Genomic DNA, 22128 nt, shown 5'->3' on the forward strand with positions numbered 1-22128 from the left:
GAAAGAGGGCTTACGCATCATAGACCACTCGCTCACGTGGTGTGCTGTGTAGACGATATACGAGATAACCAACTCCCAGAACAAGACCAACTGAGAGCAGCACCGGGTTGATAGCAGTAGGAGCCAGAAATTTGCTCATCAGAGCGAAACCCTCTTTCCTACTAATATCAACGACCAATTTCCGCACAACAGTATGAGTTATCGTACCTGCAGCTGTGGTGGTCATGGTCTCTGTAACGGTGCCAGTTGCCAGTAAAGGTGCGGTGACTGCTTCCATATCTGATCCCTGACTCAGTAATGCAACATCAATTAAACATAGCAGTTTCAATCTATCCTGTTTCCAATTGTGCGTATTCCGGCGAAATTGAACAGCCATTCCGGCCAACGCAGAGATCAGGGGCGGTCCGCACTGGCCTCTTTTTTTAGACCGTTCGACAACACCAGCTGATGTGCGAGGAAATCGACAGGGAGCACACCAGTGTGTAGTCGGTATCTCCCCTCACGGCGAGACACCCGTATCGCGGTTTAGCGACCCAATGAGCCGCTTTGGCCTCACCGCCCTCCAAACCTCCGCAACAAGATCATCCTGGCCTTCTCGGCCTGCTGAAACGATGCTCCCTCTTCTGGCCGTAGCATCGGTCAACCACTGGATTTGACTCCATGACTGACAGTATTCACAGTTCCGAGTAGCCACGCTGTCACCACGGCAATCTGCCACCGAATTCCATAAAGCAAGGGGGCCAGTTTTCACTGGCCCCCTTGCTTTTAAAACTGCTCAACTTCTGTGGTCGATTCTTTCATCTCCAATATAGAGGAGGCTATCTCCCTTCTCCCCGTCCTCACCGGACGACGCGTGAACCTAGTGGTCTTCGGTGGCTGAACCACCTCTGACTCATGGTCATCACCACCATCCAAGCCCATGATCTTGTCATAGTCGAAGGCGTAGTATTGACCGTCATAGATACCCGCATTAGCGCTCTTGATACGCGTAGTCATGCGGTCCTTTTCGGTTCGGATAAGGTAACCTTGTTCTTCCAGCCGGGCCAGCACCTGCTTGCCGAGCTGGGGAACCAGCTTCTTGAACCACACGACACGCAGCAACAACAGCTTGTTACGAATAACGCCCATATGATGCTTCGCCGTTAGCGTCCCCATATCAGGGAACTCATGACGCTTAAGTGCCAGTTGCTCTTGGAGGTGACGAACTGCACGGGTGATATCATCCGGCTGTTCATCCAACGAGGCTGCCCAACGATTAGCACCCAGTACCACAGCTGCCATGACCTCGTCCTCGGTGTAAGGCAACACACCCAGCTCGATACTATACAGGCCGGTAGCCAGCGTCATGGCGAAGAAGTCCAGACCTCGCCGAATCAACGATGACTCAGCAGCGCCATCCACCAAGGGCACCAGACGTTCGGCGCACTTGTGAACCCGCTCTTGCACCAGCTGTTGCAGCGCCGCATAGGAGGTGGCCTCAGGCAAATTTAACAACCCTTGCGCCAAGGCTGGGAGAGCCGTGCCGTAATACATCCCACAGGCCGCCTTAATCTGGTCAATGCGAGCCTTGGTTTGAGCCAGCGTCTCGCCAGGCAGTCCCGCATCTTCGGGGTGAACCTCGATGTTAGGATTCCGCACTCGCGCACCTGCGTTGACACTGTCACCAGTCTTTCGCAGAGAATCATCAAAGCTCTGCTCACCCGTTGAAGCCGCGCACAGAGCAGCCGTGTTTTGGGCCTCAATCACGGTACCCGTCTTGTCGCAGCGCCCCTTGCGCTGGCCATTGGTCATGGCGTACATGATCGAACCGAAATTTTTGCCGATGAACGAACCCAGCTCATCAAGCACCAACCCCATACCATGGTGCTCTTCTAGGAGCGAGAGCAACGCATTAAGAGTATTGTGCCACTTGCGAATCGCTGAGCCGCCATCCGTGCTAGGGTCAGTTGCCCGGCCAACCACACTCTGAGCCACCTGTGCCAAGGTTGTCTTCCCTACAGAACTGGGGCCATGAAAATGGACAATTGTCGTTCCCTTCTGCAACAGGTTAAGCAACACGTTCGTTAGCATAACCAATATCGCGAACTGCATGAGCGGGGAGTGGCGAACCGCCATCGCCACATGTTGTATCCACTCGTCATGAGAACCTTGAGGGTGGAGCTGTTTTACCGCCTTGCGAAGTCGGTAACACAGCTGATTGCCATCGCGCCGCAGGGCTTCTCGCTCGTCCTCACGAATCAAGGCTTCGCTGTGAGTAACATAAACCAACAACCCTGGCACAAAGCCCGCTTGCTCCACCAAGCGAATAGACTCCATGAGTTCCATTTTTGCGCAACGCAACATGAAGCGGATCAGTTGCCCCTCTGTCGCTGAGTAGTAAGCCAGCCGGTGCGAACTCATCCTTGCCTTGATTTTTTTCAGGTCTTGGTAAACGGATTCGAGATCTATCGTCCATGTCACCAACTGCCCATCTGAGTCAAGACAAGCCAGTTCCATGGCTTCGAATCGCCCTTCAATGTCATTAAAGGTTGTTATCGGTAACCCGACCCCCTCAAAAACTACTGCTGGCTCTTTACTGACCAGGAACATGACCTTGCCATCTGGGGTAATCGCGTAACCTTCCGGCAGAAAGGATGAGGTATGCCACTGGGTCAACTGCTCAATGGCATGGGTCAGAGGAGAACCATCCGGCCACACAGGGCACTCCTCAGGAGATTTATCCTTGTTGAGTGCTTGCCCGTCAGGGGATGCAAGATAGCGAGCCTCTTCACACCATGTTTTGATGCTACCAAGCTCGTGATGCACTCGGGCCCTTTTACTGTGATCGCCATAGGGCTGAGGAGAAGCAACAGCCATAGCCTGCGAAACCTGTTGGGCGAGAGTGTCAATCCGGTTTTCGGATTGGATTACGGATTCAGCGGAAGAACTAGAAACGGATAAATTCATCGTTAACCATGGGGGAGTTTCCACCCCCATTCCTTAAAGGGGGGAGGAAGTGAGGGATGGTATTTCCCATACGGTGTGCAGTGCGTTCACTGCGTTGACCAAAGTCGCGTCATAAAACCTCGCATATCGCTCGGTCATCCTCGGCGAACTATGTCCTAGAACCTTCTGCAATACATCGAGCGAACACCCCTTGTTCAGCAGTGAGGTAGCGACGGTATGACGGGCATCGTAAATGCGTACTCCCGAGAGTCCGCACTCATGACAGACCCGGTACCAATACCTACGTGGCTCGGATATCTTAGATGTACTGTCCTGGCCACGAAAAAGTAGGCCGGTCTTGCCATGGCGCTGGCGCTGAAGCTGAACCAATTCCAGGGCGAACTGATTAAGCGGTATGAGCCTTTCTCGGCCAGACTTACTCGTCGGTAGAAAAGCGATCTGAGTGGTGAGATTACAATCTTGCAGCTTTAGAGCTCTTGCCTCTCCCATACGGGAGCCAGTTGCGAACAGGAAGAGCAACAGACGAGCCTTTTCTTCGTCAATGTCTTCCATCAAGCGAGCAACCAGCTTATTGACAGCCTCATCGGGTAAGCCCTTGGGAGGCAGGACAGGCTCGTATTTGGCGGGGATACCTGCTGCGGAGGATGAAGGAAGAACTCCATGCTCAACAGCATGCGTCATTATGGCCTTGCACTGCGCCAGATAACGGTTCCAAGTAGCAACAGAGCATGTTTCGGATAGTTGAGTCAGAAAGTCCTCAAAATCGGCACGAGTGATCTGATTCAACGGCTTATGCCCGAGAGCAGCTACTATTGGTTTGACTCTCGATTCAATCGTTCTGGGATAGCGATGAGTGACATGAACATCCGGTAAATACCGTTCATGTACATACGTCGCCAGCGGCAATAGCGCACGGTATCGCAGCCTGAATCCTTCCGGATTGGAATAACAATCAGCCAGTAAGCGTCGAGCATTATCACGAATGGCTGTTAATCCAACCGTCGCCACACAACCGAGTCCGATTGAGTAACGCTCGCACAGATGCGAAAAACAAAGATGTGCATATGAACGACCGGATTCATATGTAATCACTTTGAGCTGTGGGATCTTCTTATCAGTTACCTGTGTTTGTTTACGCCCTCTTAGAGTGCCGTCCACTCCACGAGATGTTGTTTTCTGCACCTTGGCAGTCGAAGTCGTTAGTTGCTCTTTCACAACTCCCCCTTTGATACGAACAGCCGGGATTACCGGGTCGTGGGAAGATTACTTGTAAAACGAAAGATGACAACTCGACCAAAAACACCAAAAGCATTGATATTTAATGGTTTTCACCATGTGTGAAAACTCAAAACGCCCTCATAGACTGCCGATTCAGAGGCAAATTTCAGATCCCGCTCTGGAGACCGACTTTCTGAATCTCGCGCCAAACTCTCCTGATTTGCTGGGGGGATCGTGATTTGCCACCCCGAAAAAGATTGTCGATTGAGCCCTTTTGTAAGGTGTAACCAAGATTCAATTTTGTGACTTTGATCACAATAAATTTGAGTTCCCCAGCCGAAACACCATCACTTCTCTTCTTCACAGGGACGCTGAGGAGCCGACGACCGGAGGTACAGAGGCAGCGACACAGCAAACCCTGTCTGGTCAATTTCTGGTAACTTTTCAGCGCACAAAAAACATGCACGTCAGTTCATCCGTTTTTTGACAGAAAATGGGCTGACTTGTTGGAGGAACCGAATGTGTGAGAGAGCGAAAAGATAATTCTATAAAGGGAAAAATCCTCGATAGCAGAACCTACCGACAACCGGATCCCGGTGTGAAGTCAGGGGCTCCTTGCACACTATCTCGCCACTTGGTTCACCCTATGCAAAAACATGCCAGAAACTGGGGCTGCAAGGTTGACACCCCAGTCGAGAAAGGGTTTAATGCGCGCCGTTGCCCAGATAGCTCAGTCGGTAGAGCAGGGGATTGAAAATCCCCGTGTCGGCGGTTCGACTCCGTCTCTGGGCACCAACTATTCCTCCTTAGTTCAGTCGGTAGAACGGCGGACTGTTAATCCGTATGTCACTGGTTCAAGTCCAGTAGGAGGAGCCAAATTCGAAAGGCCCGCTCAGATGAGCGGGCCTTTTTGCATCTGTCATTTACTCACATGCGGGGCTAGTAGTGGTTTTCGTCCCCATGCCATACGTGTCCAGCCGAGCAGGCACGGGCGACTTCGTGACAGGGGTCGTCCGCATGGCGGCGGAAGAAGTGCTGATCCTGTTGCAGCAGGAGCGAACTCATCGAGTGGCTCATGCCAGCCAGTGCCTCGCCAGCGGTCAATCCTGCAACCCGGTGATCTGTGGCCAAATGAGCCAGGATTTTTTCACGACTGTTCATGATCGCCTCCCTCTGTGGATCCGGTCGTAAATTGACCATAGCAGCCGTGCTCTGCATACCGCAAACCCGCGCCAGCAAAGGGCTACAGGCAGGTCCCGACCTTCTGCTCCGGCATGAAAAAACCCGCTCATGACAAGCGGGTCTGTTTCACTCAGCTAACCGCCGTTGCAGGCCGCCAGCAACAGAGTGGTACCACAGGTGGCGCTGAACACCAGCAAACCCGCCTGCAGCACCCCCTCCGGATCCCTCTGTGTGCGTCTCTTGCGAACACGTATCCATCTCGGCTTCATCGAGCCAACTCCATCCAGTTTCCTGCACCCGGGGTGCTGACCTATCCCTGCCCATCCCGGCAGGCGGCTCATCTTTGTCCAGTTGCAGCCCGCCGTCAACTGCGGCGAAACCACACCTTGTACGGCACCGACCTCAGACTCCATCTCTGTTAACAATCTGGAAAACCGGCGTGACCCGCTCCTGCGCCAGGGCTATGATGAGGCCGACGATTTGCCTACCCTCAGGGAGACCCCAGATGAGCAGCCCCTTGCACTATGCGCTGGATGGCATCCATTGCGAGCCACACTTTTTTACCGTGCCCCTCGACCACCAGCATCCCGACGAGGAGGCGACCCTCACCCTGTTTGGCCGCACCCTCTGCCGCAAGGACAAGCTGGATGATGACCTGCCCTGGCTGCTCTATCTGCAGGGGGGCCCGGGTTTTGGCGCACCTCGCCCGACCGCCGATGGCGGCTGGATCAAGCGGGCCCTGCAGGAGTTTCGGGTGCTGCTGCTCGATCAGCGCGGCACCGGCCACTCCACCCCCATCAGTGCTGACGCCCTGGCGGGGATGACCCCAGGTGAGCAGGCGGACTACCTCGGCCATTTTCGTGCCGACAGCATAGTGCGCGACGCCGAATGCATTCGCGAGATGCTGAGCCCGGGGCGCCCCTGGAGCCTGCTCGGCCAGAGTTTCGGCGGCTTTTGCAGCCTCACCTACCTCTCGTTGTTCCCAAGGAGCCTGCACGAGGTCTACCTCACCGGCGGCGTGGCTCCCATCGGGCGCAGCGCGGATGAGGTCTACCGCGCCACCTACCAGCGGGTGGCGGACAAGAACCGCGCCTTCTTCACCCGCTTCCCCCATGCCCAGGCCCTGGCCAACCGGCTGGCCAACCACCTGCACCACCACGACGTGCGCCTGCCCAACGGCCAGCGCCTGACGGTGGAGCAGTTGCAGCAGCAGGGGCTGGATCTGGGGGCCAGCGGCGCCTTCGAGGCACTTTACTACCTGCTGGAAGACGCCTTCATCGGCGAACGCCTCAACCCCGCCTTCCTCTATCAGGTGCAGGCCATGCAGCCGTTCAACACCAACCCGGTGTTCGCCATCCTGCACGAGCTCATCTATTGCGAAGGGAGTGCCAGCAACTGGGCGGCCGAGCGGGTGAGAAGGGAGTTCCCTGCCCTGGCCTGGGCGCCCGGCAAGGATTTCGCCTTTACCGGCGAGATGATCTTCCCCTGGATGTTCGAGCAGTTCCGCGAGCTCATTCCCCTGAAGGAGGCCGCCCACCTGCTTGCCCAGAAAGCGGACTGGGGTCCCCTCTACGACCCGGCGCAGCTGGCCCGCAACACTGTGCCGGTGGCCTGCGCCGTCTATGCCGAGGACATGTACGTAGAGTTTGACTACAGCCGCGACACCCTGAAGGGGCTTGGCAACAGCCGCGCCTGGATCACCAACGAGTACGAACACAACGGCCTGCGGGTCGATGGCGAGCGGATCCTGGATCGGCTCATCCGCATGAACCGGGATCGCTGATCCCGCCGGGCGCACGCCCGCAGCAAGACAACAAGTTCGAGGGCGGCCCATGAGCCGCCCCGCCCATGGAAGCAACACAAAACAACAAGGACACCCATTGGATCATCCGGAAATCTCGGCCGGCTGGCTGAGTCGCCTCTTCTATCGCTGGACCGGCCCGCTGCTGCGCAAGGGGCTGACCCAGCCCCAGGTCAGTCTCGACGATCTCTATCCCCTGCTGCCGGAAGACAGGCGCGACGGCCGCGCCGACGCCTTCCTCGCGCTCACCGCCCGCCAGCCGGTGTGCCCCTGGCCCTTGACCGCCTTTATCTGGCGCCATTACAAGGGACGGATTGGCCTGCTCACCCTGCTGCAACTGCTCGGCATGCTCGCCACCCTGACCAGCCCCTGGCTGCTCAACCACAGCATGACCCAGCTCGGCACCGATGCCACCACCGGCCACAAGCTGCTGCTGGCCCTGGCCCTGTTCGCCTCCGTGCTCGCCGCCGGCATGCTGGCGGAGCACTCCCTGCAACTGGCCCTCAAGATGCACGTGCCCATCCGCCGTCTGCTGGCCGAATCCCTGCTCGCCAAGGTGATGAAGCAGGGTGGCAAGAGCTTCGACGACAGGGCCGGCGGCCGGGTTCAGAACCTCATCAACCGGGACGTGTGGGACATCACTTGGATCCTGGCTGACCCCGCCATGCCGGTCACCATGGCGCTGCAACTCATCGGCACCATCGCCCTGCTGGTGTGGCAGGTGGGCAGTGCCGGTCTGGTGGGCTTCGCGGTGCTGGCCCTGCTGCTGCTCATCTCCACCCGGGTGGTACGGCGCATGAACCAGCAGGAGCAGCAGCTCAAGCGTCAACAGGACGAGCGCAACGGCATCCTGGCGGAATACATCAAGAAGCTGCGGCTGGTGCGCCAGAACGGGCTTGGCCCCTTCTTTACCCGGGCGGCCAACACCAAGCGCCAGCAGGAATTGGGGGTGCTGGGCCGGGTGCTCAGGCTCGATGCCATCAACGAAGGGCTGATGCTGAGCACTCCCCTGCTGGTGACCCTGGCCACCTTCACCACCTACCTGGCGTCGGGCAACACCCTCACCCTGCCCCAGGTGTTCACCACCATCGCCCTGTTTACCGTGCTGCGCATCCCCATGATGCGACTGCCCTACCTCATCCGCACCCTGATCAACTTCAACACCGGCTTCAACCGGCTGTGCGAGTTCCTGAACAGCCCGGAGCAGCACCGGGAACTCGATGATCCCGCCCTGCCGGCGGGGGCCCTCCACCTGGAAGGCGTCAGTGCCCTGCACCAGCAAAAACCGGTGCTCGAGGGAGCCAACCTCGCCATCGCACCGGGGGAGCTCGTGGGGATCACCGGGGCCACCGGGGCGGGCAAGAGCTGCCTGCTGCATCTGGTTGCCGGCTTTGACAGCGAGTTTGCCGGCAGCATCCGTCGCCACGGCCGGGTTGCCCATCTGGGCCACAAGCCCTGGCTAATGAACGACACCATCCGCAACAACATCCTGTTCGGCCAGCCCTGGCACGCCGAGCGCTATCGTTGGGTGCTCGGCGCCTGCGCCCTCACGGCCGATCTCGCGCTGCTCAGCCACGGGGATCAAACCCTGGTGGGGGAGCTCGGCACCCGCCTCTCCGGCGGCCAGCAGCAGCGGGTCGCCCTGGCTCGCGCCCTCTACGCCCGGGCCGATATCCTCCTGCTGGACAACCCCTTGTCTGCGCTCGACCCCATGGTCGCGGCCCAGGTACTGGAGCAGGGGCTCGCCTTCAAGCCGGGGCCGACCCGGCTCCTGGTGAGCCACGACCCGGATGTGCTGGCCAGGTGCGATCGGGTGATCCGCATCGAGCAGGGGCGCCTGGTGGAGCTCGATGCCCACCAGTTGGCGGATCTTGTCCAGCATCCCCAGCCCGCCCCGCCGGTGCCCCCTCAGGAGGCGGAGCAGTTCAGCGAGGAGAAAGTGGTGGAGGGCAAGGTGGACTGGGGGCTGTTTGGCTTCATGTGGCAGCGCCTCGCCGCCCCCGGTGCCATCCTGCTCGTCCTGCTGCTCACCCTGGGCCAGGAAGGGCTGCGTATCGCCTCGGATCTCTGGCTCGGCGGCAAGGCCGAGGTGAGCGACGTCACGACCCTGCTCGGCATCTATGTGCTGCTGGGGGCGGGCTCCCTCACCTGCATCATGGCGGTGCGAGTCATCAACTACAAACTCGGCCTCAAGCTGGCCTGGACCCTGTTTGACGGCATGCTGGGACGCATCAGCCGCGCCCCCATGGCCTTCTTCGACAAGGTCCCCCAGGGGCGCATCCTCAACCGCTTCGACCGGGATCTGGGGGAGGCGCAGGAGATGCTGCTCTCCATGCTGGTGGGACTGTTCGGCATGCTAGTGTCCGTGGCCTTGCAGGTGGTGGTGATCGGCATCAATATTCCCCTGCTGCTGCTCATCGCCCCCCTGGTGGGATGGGCGCTCTATGTGTTGCAGCGCCGCTACCGGGCGGTGCAACTCAAGCTGCGGCGCCAGTCCTCGGTGCTGCGCTCCCCGCTCTACATCAGCATCAGCGAGACCATCCGCGGCGCCCCCGCCCTGCGCCTGGCCGGGGCCGAGCGTTTCGCGCTGGACCAGGTGCTGCACCACTATGACAACAACCTGCGCAGCTGGTACACCACCACCTCCATCAACCGCTGGCTCGGCATGCACCAGACCCTGCTCTCCGCCGCCCTGGTGGGGGCCGTGGCACTCATGGTGGCCTTTGGCAACAGCCCGCTGTTGGGGGCGGTTGCCATCACCTATGCCTTTACCGCTTCCGCCATGCTCAACTCCCTCATCCGCACCTTTGCCGAAGTGGAACAGGTGATGAACGCGGTAGAGCGGGTGCGCGAATACAGCGAAATAGAGAGCGAACGCCAGGAGGGGGAGGCCCTCGCCACCCCTCACCCCGCAGTGCGCTTCGACAACCTGGGGCTGCGCTACCCCCAGACCAGCCAGTGGGCGCTGCACAAGGTGAACTTCGAGCTGGCCCCAGGTGAAAAGGTGGGTGTGTGCGGGCGTACCGGGGCAGGCAAAAGCTCCCTGCTGGGGGTATTGCAGGCCATGTATCCCGCCTCCCAGGGGGAGATCTTCTACGGCAATCAGCCACTGTCACGACTTGCACCGGAGGCGGTGCGCGATCTCTACGACACCGTCTCCCAGATCCCGCTCACCTTCTTCGGTACCCTGCGGGCCAATCTGGCGCCCCTGACCGAGCATGAGGACGCCGTGCTTGAGCAGGCGCTTGCCCGGGTGGGCCTCGCCGAGCGCTGCGCAGGGCGGCTGGACGAGGATCTCGACAGGCTGCAACTCTCCGCCGGCGAGACCCAGTTGTTGGTGATCGCCCGCATCCTGCTGTCGCGCCGACCGCTCATCGTGCTGGACGAGGCCACCTCGGACCTCGATCACGGCGGCATGCGAAAGATGGCCGAGCTGCTCTACCGCTACCGGCCGGAGGCCAGCTATCTGGTGATCGCCCACCACCTGGAGCCGCTCTTGTCGGTGGACAAGGTGGTGGTGATGGAGGCCGGCACCGTGGTGGAGCAGGGGTCGCCGGTGAGCCTGCTGGCCAACTCCCACTCCCGCTTCCACCAGCTGTTCGTGGGTCAGGTGAACCGCCAGGTGCCCCAGACGGTGTGAGGGCTGAAAATGACAAGGGCTGCCCCCGGGCAGCCCTTGTTGCTTGAGGAGAGCCTCAACGCTCCATGATCTGGGTGATGTCGTCCTTGTTGATATGCACCTCCCGCCCCTCTTCATCGTAATAGCGATACATGCCTGTGGTCTCGTCCAACCTGGGTTTGCTGTCGGTGGCAATCATCTTGCCATCCTTGGTGCTCATGATGTATTGGGAGCTGCACCCCGCCAATCCCAACAGACAAATCAGCATCATCACAGCTTTCATCACTCTCCCCTTCTTCACGCTCACCCTGGCGGTGATAGATGAAGCCTAGCTCAGGGTGGGTTTCAGACTGCAGCAGCTACAAAATTAGAGCAAAAAGTCAACCTTACCAGACAAAACCCATACGAAACCCCCACACAGATACCAGAAACAAAGTCATTACGTCCGGCATGCTGAATTATCAACACGCAGTCACATACCCGGTCATTTATTGTGCCTTCTGTTCAAAGAAAGGAATAATCCGAGATTGGTCATAGGAATTGTCTGATATATGTTGCAAAAAAATACACTTTTGATAAATTTCCGCGCGGAAAACAAATCTCATAGTCATTGCCAATACAATCAACAATTTGACGCTTTGACCATCGGGATACGACGTACACTGTCGTCCAACCTGAAAAAACAACAAAAAATATACATCCCATGCCGATTTGCCCTTCGGATGCGGTAGCCATGTCTTTTTATCCCTGACCAGCATGGACGTTGTGACACGCATAATGAGTGAAGGCACAATAATTGCCGTACACAGGGCAGCACACTGACCCCAAGTACCAATCATGCCACCCCTGCCCCTGCGGGTGGTTTGCTCCTCATGCTGAGCGCTGGGCATACCCGGACCTTCCATTACCTGGGTACCTTGCATATAAAAACGTCACACAAGCATGTTCTAATATATGGGGCTTGTTATTTTTCACGGATATATAAAGAAAGTCTAATTTACTCGATGACCGAGTAAACACGCTATTTATTACCCACCATCTTCAGCAATCTGAACAAACACATTGCAAGGCTTTACCTAAAATGAAATTTATAACAGCGCCATGGATATTAGCTGCGATTAGTTTAAATGTATTCGCTGCGCCGCAAATCAGCCCGCAGATGATGGAACAATTCAAGCGCCTGCCCGCTGATCAGCAACAGGCTCTGGCCAAGCAATACGGTATTTCTGTCGACCAGTTCCAGAATGCCAGCGCCATGACTCCTGTCACCCCGTCAACACCGGTAGCGGCGCCACGGGAGGTCGACTATAGCCAGGTATCCCAGCGCCCGCTGATCGCAGGGGTCGCCCAGCCAGGGGAGCTCCAACCATTCGGTTACAATGTGTTCGCCGGTGAACCCATTCTGGATGCCCCCGTGACCGATATGCCCGTTGCTGATGATTATGTCATTGGCCCGGGGGATGAAATCCATGTGCAGCTGTATGGCAAGGAAAACGCGGTCTATGACCTGAGAGTCGGTCGAGAAGGCTTCATCGACTTCCCCAGTCTCGGTCCTATCTCTGCCAGTGGATTGACCTTCCAGCAATTCAGAAGCGACCTTGAAACCCGGATCAAGGAGCAGATGATAGGCGTCAATTCCTTCATCAGCTTTGGTTCCATGCGCGCCATGCAGGTATTTGTGATGGGGGATGCCTATCGCCCCGGTGCCTACAATGTCAGCGGCATGGCGACCGTCACCCAGGTCTTGCAGGCGGCTGGCGGCATCGACACCGTCGGCTCCCTGCGCAAGATCCAGGTCAAGCGGGCCGGACAGAAAGTCATCGATGTGGATCTATACAAGATGCTGGTCTGGGGGGATACCAGCCAGGATATTCGCTTGCAGGCGGGGGATACCGTCTTCGTCCCGGCCAAAGGCAGTGAAGTGTCCATCAGCGGACTGGTCAAGCGCCCCGCCATCTACGAATTGAGAAATTCTGCCCCCCTGGCGGACGTGCTCGCCCTGGCCGGTGGCGTAAAGGCGTCAGCCTTGCAGGAAGTCTCGGTAGAACGCCATACGGACACCGGTCTGAAAGTCTTCAACCTGACGCTGGCCAATGGCCATGATCGTCAGTTCAGCATCCGGGACGGTGACAAGATTTCGGTCAAACCGAGCAGCACCGAGTACAGCCAGGCCATCGTCGTCAAAGGGGCCGTGGTACGTGATGGCGTCTACAGCTATACCCCGGGCACCCGCATCAGCAACCTGCTCAAGAGCGTTCAGCGGGATCTCCTATCAGCGACCGACCTGAGCTATGCCCTGGTCGTCAGGGAAGTGGATTCCCAACGCAATATCAGCGTGATCCAGTTCAACCTGGGCAAGGCGCTGCAACAGCCGGGCAGCAAAGACGACGTGGTACTCCAGGCCAGGGACCAGGTACTGGTGTTCCGCAACGATGCCACTGACCGGCTCAGAGAGACCGCCGCAACCTCGACAAGAGTGAAAGATCTCAAGACCAAGACGAGAGAGCTGGACAACGCAGCCATGATGCGGACCGACGTCTCCACAGGCGCCGATGTCAAGACCGACGAGCTCAGCAATGACTCTCAGATCAAGCTCTCCTCCCTGTCCGACAAGACCGCCACGGACGCAGTGGTCGCCGATTCACGGCAAGCCCTTCTGGCGCCTGTCATCGAGCGCCTGAAGGCACAGTCTACGCTGGGTCAGCCGGTGAAGATCATGGAAGTGCGTGGTGAAGTGAAATACCCGGGCCTCTACCCGCTGACCGACAACAGCCGCATGTCCGATGCCATCCTGGCCGCCGGCGGATTCAACGAGCAGGCCAACGTGGTCGAACTCTCCCGCGTCAATGAGCGGGGCGACAGTATCCTGGTACAGAACGAACGATTCTCGCTGGATACCGCCAACAGCCCTTACGGTTCACCGCTGCTGCAATCCAAGGACAACATCAACGTCCTGCCCCATCCCCAGTGGCGGGAAGAGGCGACCGTCCAGGTCTTCGGTGAAGTGAAATTCCCGGGCACTTACACCGTGCGCCGGGGAGAAAGCCTGCATGATCTGATCGAGCGAGTGGGTGGCATCACGACCTACGCCAACCCCAACGGGGCCATCTTCGCCCGCAAGGCCCTGCGCAAGCAGGAGGAAGAGCGGCTGGTGATGCTGCGCGATGAACTTCGCCAGGAGATCTCGACCATGACCTTGCGCAGACAGAGCACCATTGCCAACTACAGCAGCTCCCCTGCCGAAGCCATGTCGGTGGTCAACCAGCTGGAAAACAGCAAGGCCATCGGACGCATGACCATCGACATGCCAGCCCTGCTGGCCGGAGAGAAACAGTCAGACGTCCTGCTTGAGGATGGCGACAAACTCTATATCCCGACCATGCAGAACGTGGTCTCCATCGCGGGCATGGTGCAGTTCCCCTCTTCCCATATCTACAAAGAGGAGACCAGCATCAACGAGTACATCAGCATGGCCGGTGGAACCAAGAAGCAAGCCGATACCGATCGCGTCTATGTCATCAAGGCCAACGGCAGCGTGATGCTGCCCAATGACAGCTGGTTTGGCGGACGCAAGAGCCTGGAGCCGGGGGACACCATCATAGTGCCGGTGGATTCCGACTATCTGGACAACCTGAGCATCATGTCTTCGGCGACCCAGATCATGTATCAGTTGGGCGTCGCCTGGTCCGCCATCAAGTAACGCGCTGGACGCGTCCAGTCATATTCCATAGGACTCATCACATCATCATGGAAGCACAAAAAGCGAACGTCATTCCCTTGCCGAGGGAGCTTGCTCCGGCAAGCGATGAAATCGACCTGCGAGAGCTGGCTATTGCCCTGTGGCAAGGCAAGTGGTGGCTCTTTGCCACTACATTGATCGCGACCTGTCTCGCCGTTGCCTTCGCACTGTGGAGTCCCAACATCTATCGTGCCGAAGCGCTCCTGACCCCCTCCCTTGAACAACAGGGGGGAGGACTCTCCGCGCTGGCCTCCCGCTTCGGCGGGCTGGCCAGTCTGGCCGGGGTCGATCTGGGCAACAAAGGAGGAGACAAGGCTTCCATCGCCATCGAGGTGGGCAAGTCGCGGCTGTTTCTCGGGGAGTTCATTCGCCGCCATCAACTGGCCGTCCCCCTGATCGCCGCCACCGGCATGGATAAAACCACGGGGGAGCTGCTCATCGACCCCGAAGTCTATGACACCCAGTCCCATCAGTGGGTCCGCGAGATGCCGCCCGGCAGGTCTCCCGAGCCCACTGACTGGGAGCTCATCAAGGCGTTCAGGAGTCTGGTCAATCTCAATAGCGACCCCAAGACAGGGCTGCTGACCGTCAGCGTCGACTTCTACTCCCCGCAACTGGCAAAACAGTGGGTGGACTGGTTGATCGACGATCTCAACAGCACCATGAAACAGCGGGATCAGGAGGAGTCAAAACGCAATATCGCCTATTTGACCGAACAACTCTCCAAAACTTCCGTTGCCGATATGCAGAAAGTCTTTTATCAATTGATAGAAGAGCAGACCAAAACCTTGATGCTCGCCGAAGTCAATCAGGAATATGTCTTTAAAGTGCTTGACCCTGCCGTTATCGCCGAAGAGAAAATAAAGCCGAAACGGGCACTCATCGTCGTATTGGGTGCCCTCTTGGGCGGCATGTTGGGGGTAATGATAATTTTGGTTCGATTTGCATTCCGTCATGATAAAAAATAATGGATGCAAATTGATCAAAAACGATGGCTTGCCATCACAATAGAGTAGAACGATCGTCGACTATTCTGATTTTATAAGGGAAATATATGAAGAAGAGTGTTTTGATTATGACTGCACTGCTGGCCCTGTCCAGCCCGACCATGGCTGCTGAAGAAGTCGCTGCTGGCGCAGGCTCCAGCACTGGTGCCGCTGCCGGTGCAGGTGCTGCTGGCAGTGCTGCTGTCGGTGGCATCACCGCTGGTGCCCTGGCCGTTGGCGTAGCCGCTGCTGCTGCCATCGGTGTTGCCGTTGCTGTTGCCAGCAACAACAACGACGACAACCCCTCGACTGTCACCAGCACAGCTCGTTGATATAATGAAATAAAGACTGCCTCAGGGCAGTCTTTATTATTTCTCTATTTACTCAGTGATGCTTTCATGCTAATCAAGCGCATTCTTTTATTGCTATCAATGTTGTTGTTTGGCTGTGCAGACAGCAACGTTGATAGCTATCAACAGCTCAAATATATCTTCACTGCGGATAATGAGATAACCATTACCCCGGAAGCCATCGAAAAGCTGCCCTATGCCAGTGCATTGCTCACCATTGACGACAGACCCACTATATTGCTCGTGCTCGCCTTTGCCGAGGGGGATCGCCTCTCCTGGGTCAGCAGCGACAGAGGCTTGATAGTGACCGAACATGGTCGAATTACCAAGACGCTCAAGCTGGATAATGATCTTCGCTATTTCGCCGCCACCATGGCTGATCCCTTGAGTCAGGCCGTCATTCCCGGCGATGCCCAATTCAGTTATCTGGCCGAATGGGCGCAACTTCGCCACAGCGGAAGAAACCTCCACACCACCTTCAAACAGCTGGCTGATGAAAATCTGGATATCAATGGCGCCGTGCTGACGACCTCCCTCTACGAAGAGACGGTCCAGTCGGGGAAGGATGACCTGACGTGGCAGAATTATTACTGGCTGGACAAAAAGACGGGCTTGGTCAGAAAAACCATTCAGCACATCGGCCCTGACAACAGCACCATCGAGATGGTCTTCACCAAGCCCTATGCACCATGAAAAAAATCATACTCTCGCTTCTGATTGGCTATGCCCCATGGCTTCATGCCGACAGCATCACCCGGGTGATGGTCGGCCATGCCAGCAAGACCACCATTTCCCTCTCCGATAGCCAGCGTCTGGAACAACTGTTGAATGCGCCCGGCTTGCCCGGCGACGTCTACTGGCCTGCCGCCATCATCTCCTCCCCCGCCCAAGATGAGTCTGCACAGCAAGCCAAAGAACAGCTGCTCAGCGATCTGAAAGCCCTCCAGGTTTTCTGGATGAGAGCGCATCAGGGCGGTCTGGTTCAGGCCACCCAGCAACTGCTGCGCGAGTTGGATCAGCTCGATGTGGCCGGCCGGATTGACATCAAGCTGGATCCGGATCTCAGCAGAGTGGAGCCTGCAAACAACCCTCGTCTGTCTGGCGACTATTCTCTCTATCTCTCTCGCAGGCCATCCAGCCTCTACCTGCTGGGATTGATCAACAGTCGCAGGTCCATGCCCCATGAACCCGCCAAGGGGCTGGCTGAATATTGGCAGGGCCACAGTCTGCTACCCGGCGCCAACCCTGGCGAGGTCTATCTCATCCAGCCGGATGGCCGCGTCCAGTTGTCCCCCGTCGCGGTGTGGAACGAATACCATATCGAGCCCATGCCGGGTGCAACCCTGTTTGCCGGTTTCGATCCGGCGCTGTTGCCTGCCCAGTTCAAGAACATCAATCTCCGTATTGCCGACATGATTGCTAATCGGATACCCGAGTAATGCTGACCAGAATCGCCACTCTCTCGCTGCTTGCCTCCCCCTTCGCGTTTGCCAACACGGACAGCTTCTCGCCTCTCCTCCCCACCCAGAGTGATTTTGGTGGCGTGGGCCTGCTCCAGATGCCGACGGCACGCATGGCTCCGGAAGGCGAGTTTTCATTCAACTACATGGATGACCAGGAATACCGGCGCTGGTCCATCTCCATGCAGCCATTCTCCTGGCTGGAAGCCACCCTGAGATACACCGACATTCGCACCCGGCTCTACAGCAATGACGAGAATTTCAGTGGCGACCAGACCTACAAGGACAAGGGGCTGGATGTCAAAGCCCGACTCTGGACCGAATCCACCTGGCGCCCACAGGTCTCTGTGGGACTGCGCGATGTGATGGGGACCGGGCTCTTTGACAGCGAATACATCGTCGCCAGCAAACGCTACAAGAACCTTGATTTCACCCTGGGAATGGCGTGGGGAAACATGGGTCAGAGCGGCAACATCAAGAACCCCTTCTGTGAGGTCCGTGAAGGCTGGTGTCAGCGTGATGACGGCTTCTCGGGCAGCGGCGGCAAGTTTGAATTCGGCAGCCTGTTCCATGGCCCGGCGGCCCTCTATGGAGGGATAGAGTACCAGACCCCCTGGCAGCCCCTCAGGCTCAAGCTCGAATACGAGGGCAACGACTACAGTCACGAGTCGGCGGGGGCCATCGTTCAGAGCACTCCCATCAATGTGGGCATCGTCTACCAGCCTTACGATGTGTTCGACATGCACCTCAGCTATCAGCGCGGCAATACCCTGATGTGGGGGCTGACATGGCATACCAACTTCAACGACCCCTCCCTGTCGCTGCCCAAGGTCATGGATCCCCCCGTTCCGGCCTATCAGGCCAGCCAGGTCGACTCCCTGGAGCAGGTCGACTGGTCGACGCTCTCTTCCCAGCTGGCCAGCAATGGGGGCTGGCAACAGGCCTCACTCTACAGTGATAAGGAGACCCTGACGCTGGAGGCAGAGCAGACCCGATACAGGGATCAGGCCCAAAGCGAGCAGCGAGCCACCCTGCTGGCCGTCAATGCCCTGCCTTCCACGGTGAAAGAGCTGCGCATCATCGAGCAGAAGCAGGGGATGCCCCTGCAGGAGAGCCGAGTCGATCTCGACTCCGTGCGTCGTGCCAACAGCGATCTCCCCCTCGGCCAGACACAAGAGATCGAGGTCAGCCGCCAGCCACCGGCCCCCGTCGAAGGCACACTGCGCCATGGAGCCGAACCCCGCTCATGGGACTTCAAGATAGTGCCCAAGCTGAGCCAGTCCATCGGGGGAGCCGAGAGTTTCTACATGTACCAGCTCGGGTTGAATGCCAACACCGACTGGCACATGACCGAGCACGACTGGGTGAGCAGCACCGTCTTCGTCAACCTCGTCAACAACTATGACAAGTTCAATTACACCGAGCCGCCGCCCGATGGAGAGGCCCTGCCCCGGGTCCGTACCTGGGTGCGGGAGTACGTGACGTCATCGAATGTACTGCTCAACAACCTGCAGCTCACCCACATGGACAAGTTTGCCGATGGCTGGTACGGCCAGGCCTATGGCGGTTATCTGGAGATGATGTATGCCGGTGTCGGCGGGGAGGCCCTGTATCGCCCCTTCAACCGCAACTGGGCCATCGGCGCCGATCTCAACCTGGTCAGGCAGCGGGACTGGGAGAACACCCTCCAGCTCGCCGATTACCAGATCGCCACCGGCCATGTCACCACCTACTGGCAACCGGCGTTTCTGGACAAGGTGACCGCCCAGATCTCGGTGGGTCGCTACCTCGCGGGGGACTATGGCGCCACGTTCAACTTCGCCAAGACCTTTGATTCGGGGATCAGCGCCGGTTTCTTTGCCACCTTCACCAATGTGTCGGCAGAAGAGTACGGCGAAGGGAGCTTCACCAAGGGCCTCTACATCACCATCCCGTTCGACCTGATGATGTTCAAGTCCACCATCGACAGCGCCAACATCAGCTGGGTCCCCCTGACCCGGGACGGCGGCCAGATGCTGTCGAGGAAGTACGGCCTCTACGACCAGACCAGCGTGGCCTCCTTCTGATCCCGGTTCACCATGCCTTGCAGACAAAAAAAGCACCTTCCATGAAGGTGCTTTTTTATTTCCGCTGCTCGGCTTTGCCGTCTCAGTTGCCCGGCTTGCGCTCGCCGGTGACGGTGGGGTTGGCCGGATCCATGCTCCACTCGAACCATCCGCCGTCGTAGACGCTGATCCGCTTCCAGTCCATCAACCAGGCGTAGAAGAACGCCTCGGAGGCGCGCCAGCCGGTGCCGCAGTAGAAAGCGGCCTGCTGGGTCGGCTCGATATTCCACTCATCCCACATGGCGAGGATCTCGCGGGCGGGCTTCATGGTGCCGTCCGGGTTGTGGAAGTCGCTCATGCTGTTGGCATCCACCCCGCCATGACCCCATCTGGCCCCGGGAATGTCCCCCTTGGGCTTGATGTAGCTGTAGCCCGAGGTATTGCCCACGAACTCGTCCCAGGTGCGCACGCTGACCAGGGCGCCGTCCGGCTGCTTGAGCAGGGCCTTGGCCTGGTCAAGGGTGGTGTAGTACTCGGGATGGGCCGGGATGGCCACGCCAAACTCCTTGGCCGGGGTGAACTTGTTGGCCAGCCCGGTCTCGGTGCGCAGATGCTGCACGAACCAGGCCTCCAGCCCGCCATCCAGCAGCCGCACATCCTCGACCCCCGCATACATCATCAGATGGGCCGCACGGGCCGCCGCCATGGTGTTGCGGCCATAGAGGATGACGGTGGTGTCATGACGGATGCCGTTCTCCAGCAGCAGCGCCTTGAGCGCCTCGTCAGAGACCTTGTTCCACAGCGGCTCCCCTTCCAGCCGGTTGGTGTCGATGTAGCCGGCTCCCGGAATGTGGCTCAGCAGATAGGCCTTGGGGGATCCCCAGTCCACCTCGAACACCTTCCACTCCCCCTTGGGGGCGGCGATGACCGGCTTGCCTGCCTGCAAGTCTGCCAGCCAGAGCGGATGGACCAGCTGCTGCCAGCGTGCCAGATGCTCCCGGGGCGCCTCTTTCCAGTCCTGCAGCTCGAACAGCTGCTTGATGCCCTGCTGGCGCAGCAGACGGGCCACCTCGGCCACCTCGCGAGGGGTGCCATAGAGGGCGACGGGTTTGTCGGCCTTCAGCCCCTTGCTCGCGAGTGCCGCAGGCCACTCCTCGTCACTGTATTTCCACTCTGCGGAGAGCAGCTCGGCACCGGCTACATGGCCCCCCTGCTTCTCCCCGTCCATGGGCCAGCCCTGATAGAAATAGCTCGGGCGGGTATCCAGGATCACCGCCTCCTTGCCCTTGGCATCCGCCAGGGAGAGCGGGGGCAGCTCGGCGGCCAGCGCGGGCCAGGCACACCAGAGCAGCAAGGCGGTCAGGCAGCTTCGCCACAGTCCAGTCATTCGTTTCATGATGTCGTCTCGATGCATAGTGAAGAGAGTTAAAAAATGGAGCGGCCCAGGCGCTCGGCCAGCAGCTCCAGCGCCGCCGTCCCGGCCAGGGAGTTGCCCGCCTTGTTGAGCTCGGGTGACCAGACGCAGATGGAAAGCTCTCCCGGGATCAGCGCCATGATGCCGCCCCCCACCCCGGATTTCCCCGGCATGCCGACCCGGTAGGCGAAGTCGCCCGCCTCGTCATAGAGGCCGCAGGTGGCGAGCAGGGCATTGACCTGCTTGGTGGTACGGGCCGGCAGCAGGGGCGTGCTCTCGCCAAGGGGGACGCCCCGGTTGGCCAGATAGACGAAGGCTCGTGCCAGATCGACGCAGCTCATGCGGATGGCGCAGGCATTGAAGTAGCTCTGCAATACCTTGTCCACCTCGTTCTCGAAGTTGCCATAGGCCTTCATCAGATAAGCGATGGCGGCATTGCGGGCGGAGTGCTGGTACTCGGAGCGCGCCACCACCTGATCCGCCATGATGGCCGGGTTGCCGCACAGGCGGCGCACCAGTTCCAGAGTGCGTTGGCGGGGAGCGGTGAGCCGGGTTTCCAGTAGATCGCTCACCACCAGGGCACCGGCGTTGATGAAGGGGTTGCGGGGAATGCCCTGCTCGAACTCCAGCTGGACGAGGGAGTTGAACGGCTGACCGGAGGGCTCCTTGCCCACCCGGGCCCAGATCTCCTCCTCCTGATAGAGGGTCAAGGCCAGCGTGAGGCTCAGGGCCTTGGAGATACTCTGGATGGAGAAGGGCTCGAAAGCGTCACCTGCGGTGAACAATTCCCCTTCAACGGTACAGACCGCGATCCCCAGCCGGTCGGCAGGCTCCTGGGCCAGGGCGGGAATGTAATCGGCCACCTTCCCCTGCCCGAGCAGCGGACGCACCTCTTCCAGGATGCCGGCCAGTAATTCGGATGACAACACCATTGGCTATTCCATGACGTGAAACGAGGCGGGGCCAGCCCACCGACAAAAATCCCGCCGGCGGCGGGATTTTCTATCTGCCCGGGAGGCAGTCAGATATCAGGCCGGCTCGCCGTACCAGAGATCGAACAGCTCGGTGACCAGCACGGCCTCCAGCCCTTTGCCTTGCAGCCAGGTCTGAACGGCGGAACGGTCTTCGTCGGTGCACTTGCCGAGCTGCTGGGTGCAGATCATCCCTTCCCAGGCCAGGTGACCCGAGCCGGCGAAGGCCAGCTTGCGAGGCTCAATCACCTCGTCGATCAGCGCATCGACCACGGCATCAATGGTCTCTTCGGCGGTGCCGACCGGGAAGTTGAAACTGATGTCGAACCCCATTTCCTGGAATTCATCGACGCGCAGTTTCTTGCGCAGACGGCGGCTACGGTTGGCCATGATAGCT

The 22128-nt window shown here is 58.7% G+C and carries 18 protein-coding genes and 2 tRNA genes; 10 read left to right on the forward strand and 10 right to left on the reverse strand.

Annotated elements, in window-relative coordinates; translation table 11 throughout:
• Positions 1 to 10: 10 nt before the first annotated feature.
• From ACB037_RS04090 to ACB037_RS04100, 3 genes are all read right to left on the reverse strand, one after another.
• Positions 11 to 277 (reverse strand): hypothetical protein, encoded by a 267-nt coding sequence (locus tag ACB037_RS04090; protein WP_127464678.1) that lies wholly within the window; start codon positions 275 to 277, stop codon positions 11 to 13.
• A gap of 488 nt (positions 278 to 765) precedes the next feature.
• Complete coding sequence (locus ACB037_RS04095; RefSeq protein ID WP_371174910.1) at positions 766 to 2970, reverse strand: DUF927 domain-containing protein; 2205 nt, start codon at positions 2968 to 2970, stop codon at positions 766 to 768.
• A gap of 9 nt (positions 2971 to 2979) precedes the next feature.
• On the reverse strand, positions 2980 to 4161 hold the full coding sequence (locus tag ACB037_RS04100; protein ID WP_371174912.1) for a tyrosine-type recombinase/integrase: 1182 nt from the start codon (positions 4159 to 4161) through the stop codon (positions 2980 to 2982).
• A 722-nt stretch (positions 4162 to 4883) separates the two neighbouring features.
• Here ACB037_RS04100 and ACB037_RS04105 point away from each other — a divergent pair.
• Both ACB037_RS04105 and ACB037_RS04110 read left to right on the forward strand, forming a co-directional pair.
• Positions 4884 to 4959: transfer RNA gene (locus tag ACB037_RS04105), tRNA-Phe, on the forward strand.
• Between the two features lie 5 nt (positions 4960 to 4964).
• A tRNA-Asn gene (locus tag ACB037_RS04110) sits at positions 4965 to 5040 on the forward strand.
• 63 nt (positions 5041 to 5103) lie between these two features.
• Here the strand turns inward: ACB037_RS04110 and ACB037_RS04115 are convergent.
• Both ACB037_RS04115 and ACB037_RS04120 read right to left on the reverse strand, forming a co-directional pair.
• Positions 5104 to 5325: a hypothetical protein gene (locus ACB037_RS04115; RefSeq protein ID WP_371174913.1), complete on the reverse strand. Its 222-nt coding sequence runs from the start codon at positions 5323 to 5325 to the stop codon at positions 5104 to 5106.
• Positions 5326 to 5480: 155 nt separating this feature from the next.
• A complete protein-coding gene (locus tag ACB037_RS04120) occupies positions 5481 to 5615 on the reverse strand; it encodes a hypothetical protein (protein ID WP_371174914.1) in 135 nt (44 codons plus the stop codon).
• A 236-nt stretch (positions 5616 to 5851) separates the two neighbouring features.
• Between ACB037_RS04120 and ACB037_RS04125 the strand changes: the two genes are divergently transcribed.
• Together ACB037_RS04125 and ACB037_RS04130 are read left to right on the forward strand one after the other, a co-directional pair.
• Positions 5852 to 7129, forward strand: a complete 1278-nt coding sequence (locus ACB037_RS04125) for an alpha/beta hydrolase (protein WP_371174915.1) — start codon at positions 5852 to 5854, stop codon at positions 7127 to 7129.
• A gap of 97 nt (positions 7130 to 7226) precedes the next feature.
• Positions 7227 to 10787 carry an ATP-binding cassette domain-containing protein gene (locus ACB037_RS04130; RefSeq protein WP_371174916.1) on the forward strand — a complete coding sequence of 1187 codons (3561 nt, stop codon included), beginning with the start codon at positions 7227 to 7229 and terminating at the stop codon, positions 10785 to 10787.
• A gap of 55 nt (positions 10788 to 10842) precedes the next feature.
• Here the strand turns inward: ACB037_RS04130 and ACB037_RS04135 are convergent, their stop codons facing one another.
• On the reverse strand, positions 10843 to 11049 hold the full coding sequence (locus tag ACB037_RS04135) for a YgdI/YgdR family lipoprotein (RefSeq protein WP_010675497.1): 207 nt from the start codon (positions 11047 to 11049) through the stop codon (positions 10843 to 10845).
• A gap of 205 nt (positions 11050 to 11254) precedes the next feature.
• Positions 11255 to 11656 (reverse strand): hypothetical protein, encoded by a 402-nt coding sequence (locus ACB037_RS04140; RefSeq protein WP_371174917.1) that lies wholly within the window; start codon positions 11654 to 11656, stop codon positions 11255 to 11257.
• Between the two features lie 269 nt (positions 11657 to 11925).
• Here ACB037_RS04140 and ACB037_RS04145 point away from each other — a divergent pair, with 269 nt between their 5' ends.
• The 6 genes from ACB037_RS04145 to ACB037_RS04170 all read left to right on the forward strand — a co-directional run bounded on the left by ACB037_RS04145 (position 11926) and on the right by ACB037_RS04170 (position 19367).
• Positions 11926 to 14466, forward strand: coding sequence for an SLBB domain-containing protein (locus ACB037_RS04145; RefSeq protein ID WP_371174918.1), 2541 nt, complete (start codon positions 11926 to 11928; stop codon positions 14464 to 14466).
• Between the two features lie 47 nt (positions 14467 to 14513).
• The gene (locus tag ACB037_RS04150; RefSeq protein ID WP_371174919.1) at positions 14514 to 15473 is read left to right on the forward strand and encodes a Wzz/FepE/Etk N-terminal domain-containing protein; all 960 of its coding nucleotides are present in this window, start codon (positions 14514 to 14516) and stop codon (positions 15471 to 15473) included.
• 107 nt (positions 15474 to 15580) lie between these two features.
• Positions 15581 to 15823, forward strand: a complete 243-nt coding sequence (locus tag ACB037_RS04155) for a hypothetical protein (RefSeq protein ID WP_199770528.1) — start codon at positions 15581 to 15583, stop codon at positions 15821 to 15823.
• A 66-nt stretch (positions 15824 to 15889) separates the two neighbouring features.
• On the forward strand, positions 15890 to 16534 hold the full coding sequence (locus tag ACB037_RS04160; protein WP_371174920.1) for a YjbF family lipoprotein: 645 nt from the start codon (positions 15890 to 15892) through the stop codon (positions 16532 to 16534).
• Positions 16531 to 17280 carry a capsule biosynthesis GfcC family protein gene (locus ACB037_RS04165; protein WP_041212433.1) on the forward strand — a complete coding sequence of 250 codons (750 nt, stop codon included), beginning with the start codon at positions 16531 to 16533 and terminating at the stop codon, positions 17278 to 17280. The genes ACB037_RS04160 and ACB037_RS04165 overlap by 4 nt, the downstream gene beginning before the upstream one ends.
• The gene (locus ACB037_RS04170; RefSeq protein ID WP_048207000.1) at positions 17280 to 19367 is read left to right on the forward strand and encodes a YjbH domain-containing protein; all 2088 of its coding nucleotides are present in this window, start codon (positions 17280 to 17282) and stop codon (positions 19365 to 19367) included. Before ACB037_RS04165 ends, ACB037_RS04170 begins: the two co-directional genes overlap by 1 nt.
• 82 nt (positions 19368 to 19449) lie before the next feature.
• On the opposite strand, the gene ACB037_RS04175 is transcribed toward ACB037_RS04170, so the two are convergent.
• The 3 genes from ACB037_RS04175 to ACB037_RS04185 form a co-directional block, all read right to left on the reverse strand.
• On the reverse strand, positions 19450 to 20733 hold the full coding sequence (locus tag ACB037_RS04175; protein ID WP_371174938.1) for a sulfurtransferase: 1284 nt from the start codon (positions 20731 to 20733) through the stop codon (positions 19450 to 19452).
• 38 nt (positions 20734 to 20771) lie between these two features.
• Positions 20772 to 21692, reverse strand: a complete 921-nt coding sequence (gene glsB / locus ACB037_RS04180) for a glutaminase B (RefSeq protein WP_371174921.1) — start codon at positions 21690 to 21692, stop codon at positions 20772 to 20774.
• A gap of 96 nt (positions 21693 to 21788) precedes the next feature.
• The gene (locus ACB037_RS04185) at positions 21789 to 22121 is read right to left on the reverse strand and encodes a YggL family protein (RefSeq protein ID WP_371174922.1); all 333 of its coding nucleotides are present in this window, start codon (positions 22119 to 22121) and stop codon (positions 21789 to 21791) included.
• Between the last annotated feature and the right edge of the window lie 7 nt (positions 22122 to 22128).

This window comes from Aeromonas sp. S19(2024) (assembly GCF_041402625.1).
Lineage (GTDB): Bacteria > Pseudomonadota > Gammaproteobacteria > Enterobacterales > Aeromonadaceae > Aeromonas > Aeromonas caviae.

Excerpts from the sequence above, each read along its gene's own strand:
- ACB037_RS04140 (WP_371174917.1), bottom strand. The coding sequence starts at position 11,656 with ATGCCCAGCGCTCAGCATGAGGAGCAAACCACCCGCAGGGGCAGGGGT.
- ACB037_RS04090 (WP_127464678.1), bottom strand. The coding sequence starts at position 277 with ATGGAAGCAGTCACCGCACCTTTACTGGCAACTGGCACCGTTACAGAG.
- ACB037_RS04155 (WP_199770528.1), top strand. The coding sequence starts at position 15,581 with ATGACTGCACTGCTGGCCCTGTCCAGCCCGACCATGGCTGCTGAAGAA.
- ACB037_RS04145 (WP_371174918.1), top strand. The coding sequence starts at position 11,926 with ATGATGGAACAATTCAAGCGCCTGCCCGCTGATCAGCAACAGGCTCTG.
- ACB037_RS04160 (WP_371174920.1), top strand. The coding sequence starts at position 15,890 with ATGCTAATCAAGCGCATTCTTTTATTGCTATCAATGTTGTTGTTTGGC.
- glsB (WP_371174921.1), bottom strand. The coding sequence starts at position 21,692 with ATGGTGTTGTCATCCGAATTACTGGCCGGCATCCTGGAAGAGGTGCGT.
- ACB037_RS04170 (WP_048207000.1), top strand. The coding sequence starts at position 17,280 with ATGCTGACCAGAATCGCCACTCTCTCGCTGCTTGCCTCCCCCTTCGCG.
- ACB037_RS04125 (WP_371174915.1), top strand. The coding sequence starts at position 5,852 with ATGAGCAGCCCCTTGCACTATGCGCTGGATGGCATCCATTGCGAGCCA.
- ACB037_RS04185 (WP_371174922.1), bottom strand. The coding sequence starts at position 22,121 with ATGGCCAACCGTAGCCGCCGTCTGCGCAAGAAACTGCGCGTCGATGAA.
- ACB037_RS04175 (WP_371174938.1), bottom strand. The coding sequence starts at position 20,733 with ATGACTGGACTGTGGCGAAGCTGCCTGACCGCCTTGCTGCTCTGGTGT.
- ACB037_RS04135 (WP_010675497.1), bottom strand. The coding sequence starts at position 11,049 with ATGAAAGCTGTGATGATGCTGATTTGTCTGTTGGGATTGGCGGGGTGC.
- ACB037_RS04150 (WP_371174919.1), top strand. The coding sequence starts at position 14,514 with ATGGAAGCACAAAAAGCGAACGTCATTCCCTTGCCGAGGGAGCTTGCT.
- ACB037_RS04165 (WP_041212433.1), top strand. The coding sequence starts at position 16,531 with ATGAAAAAAATCATACTCTCGCTTCTGATTGGCTATGCCCCATGGCTT.
- ACB037_RS04115 (WP_371174913.1), bottom strand. The coding sequence starts at position 5,325 with ATGAACAGTCGTGAAAAAATCCTGGCTCATTTGGCCACAGATCACCGG.
- ACB037_RS04120 (WP_371174914.1), bottom strand. The coding sequence starts at position 5,615 with ATGAAGCCGAGATGGATACGTGTTCGCAAGAGACGCACACAGAGGGAT.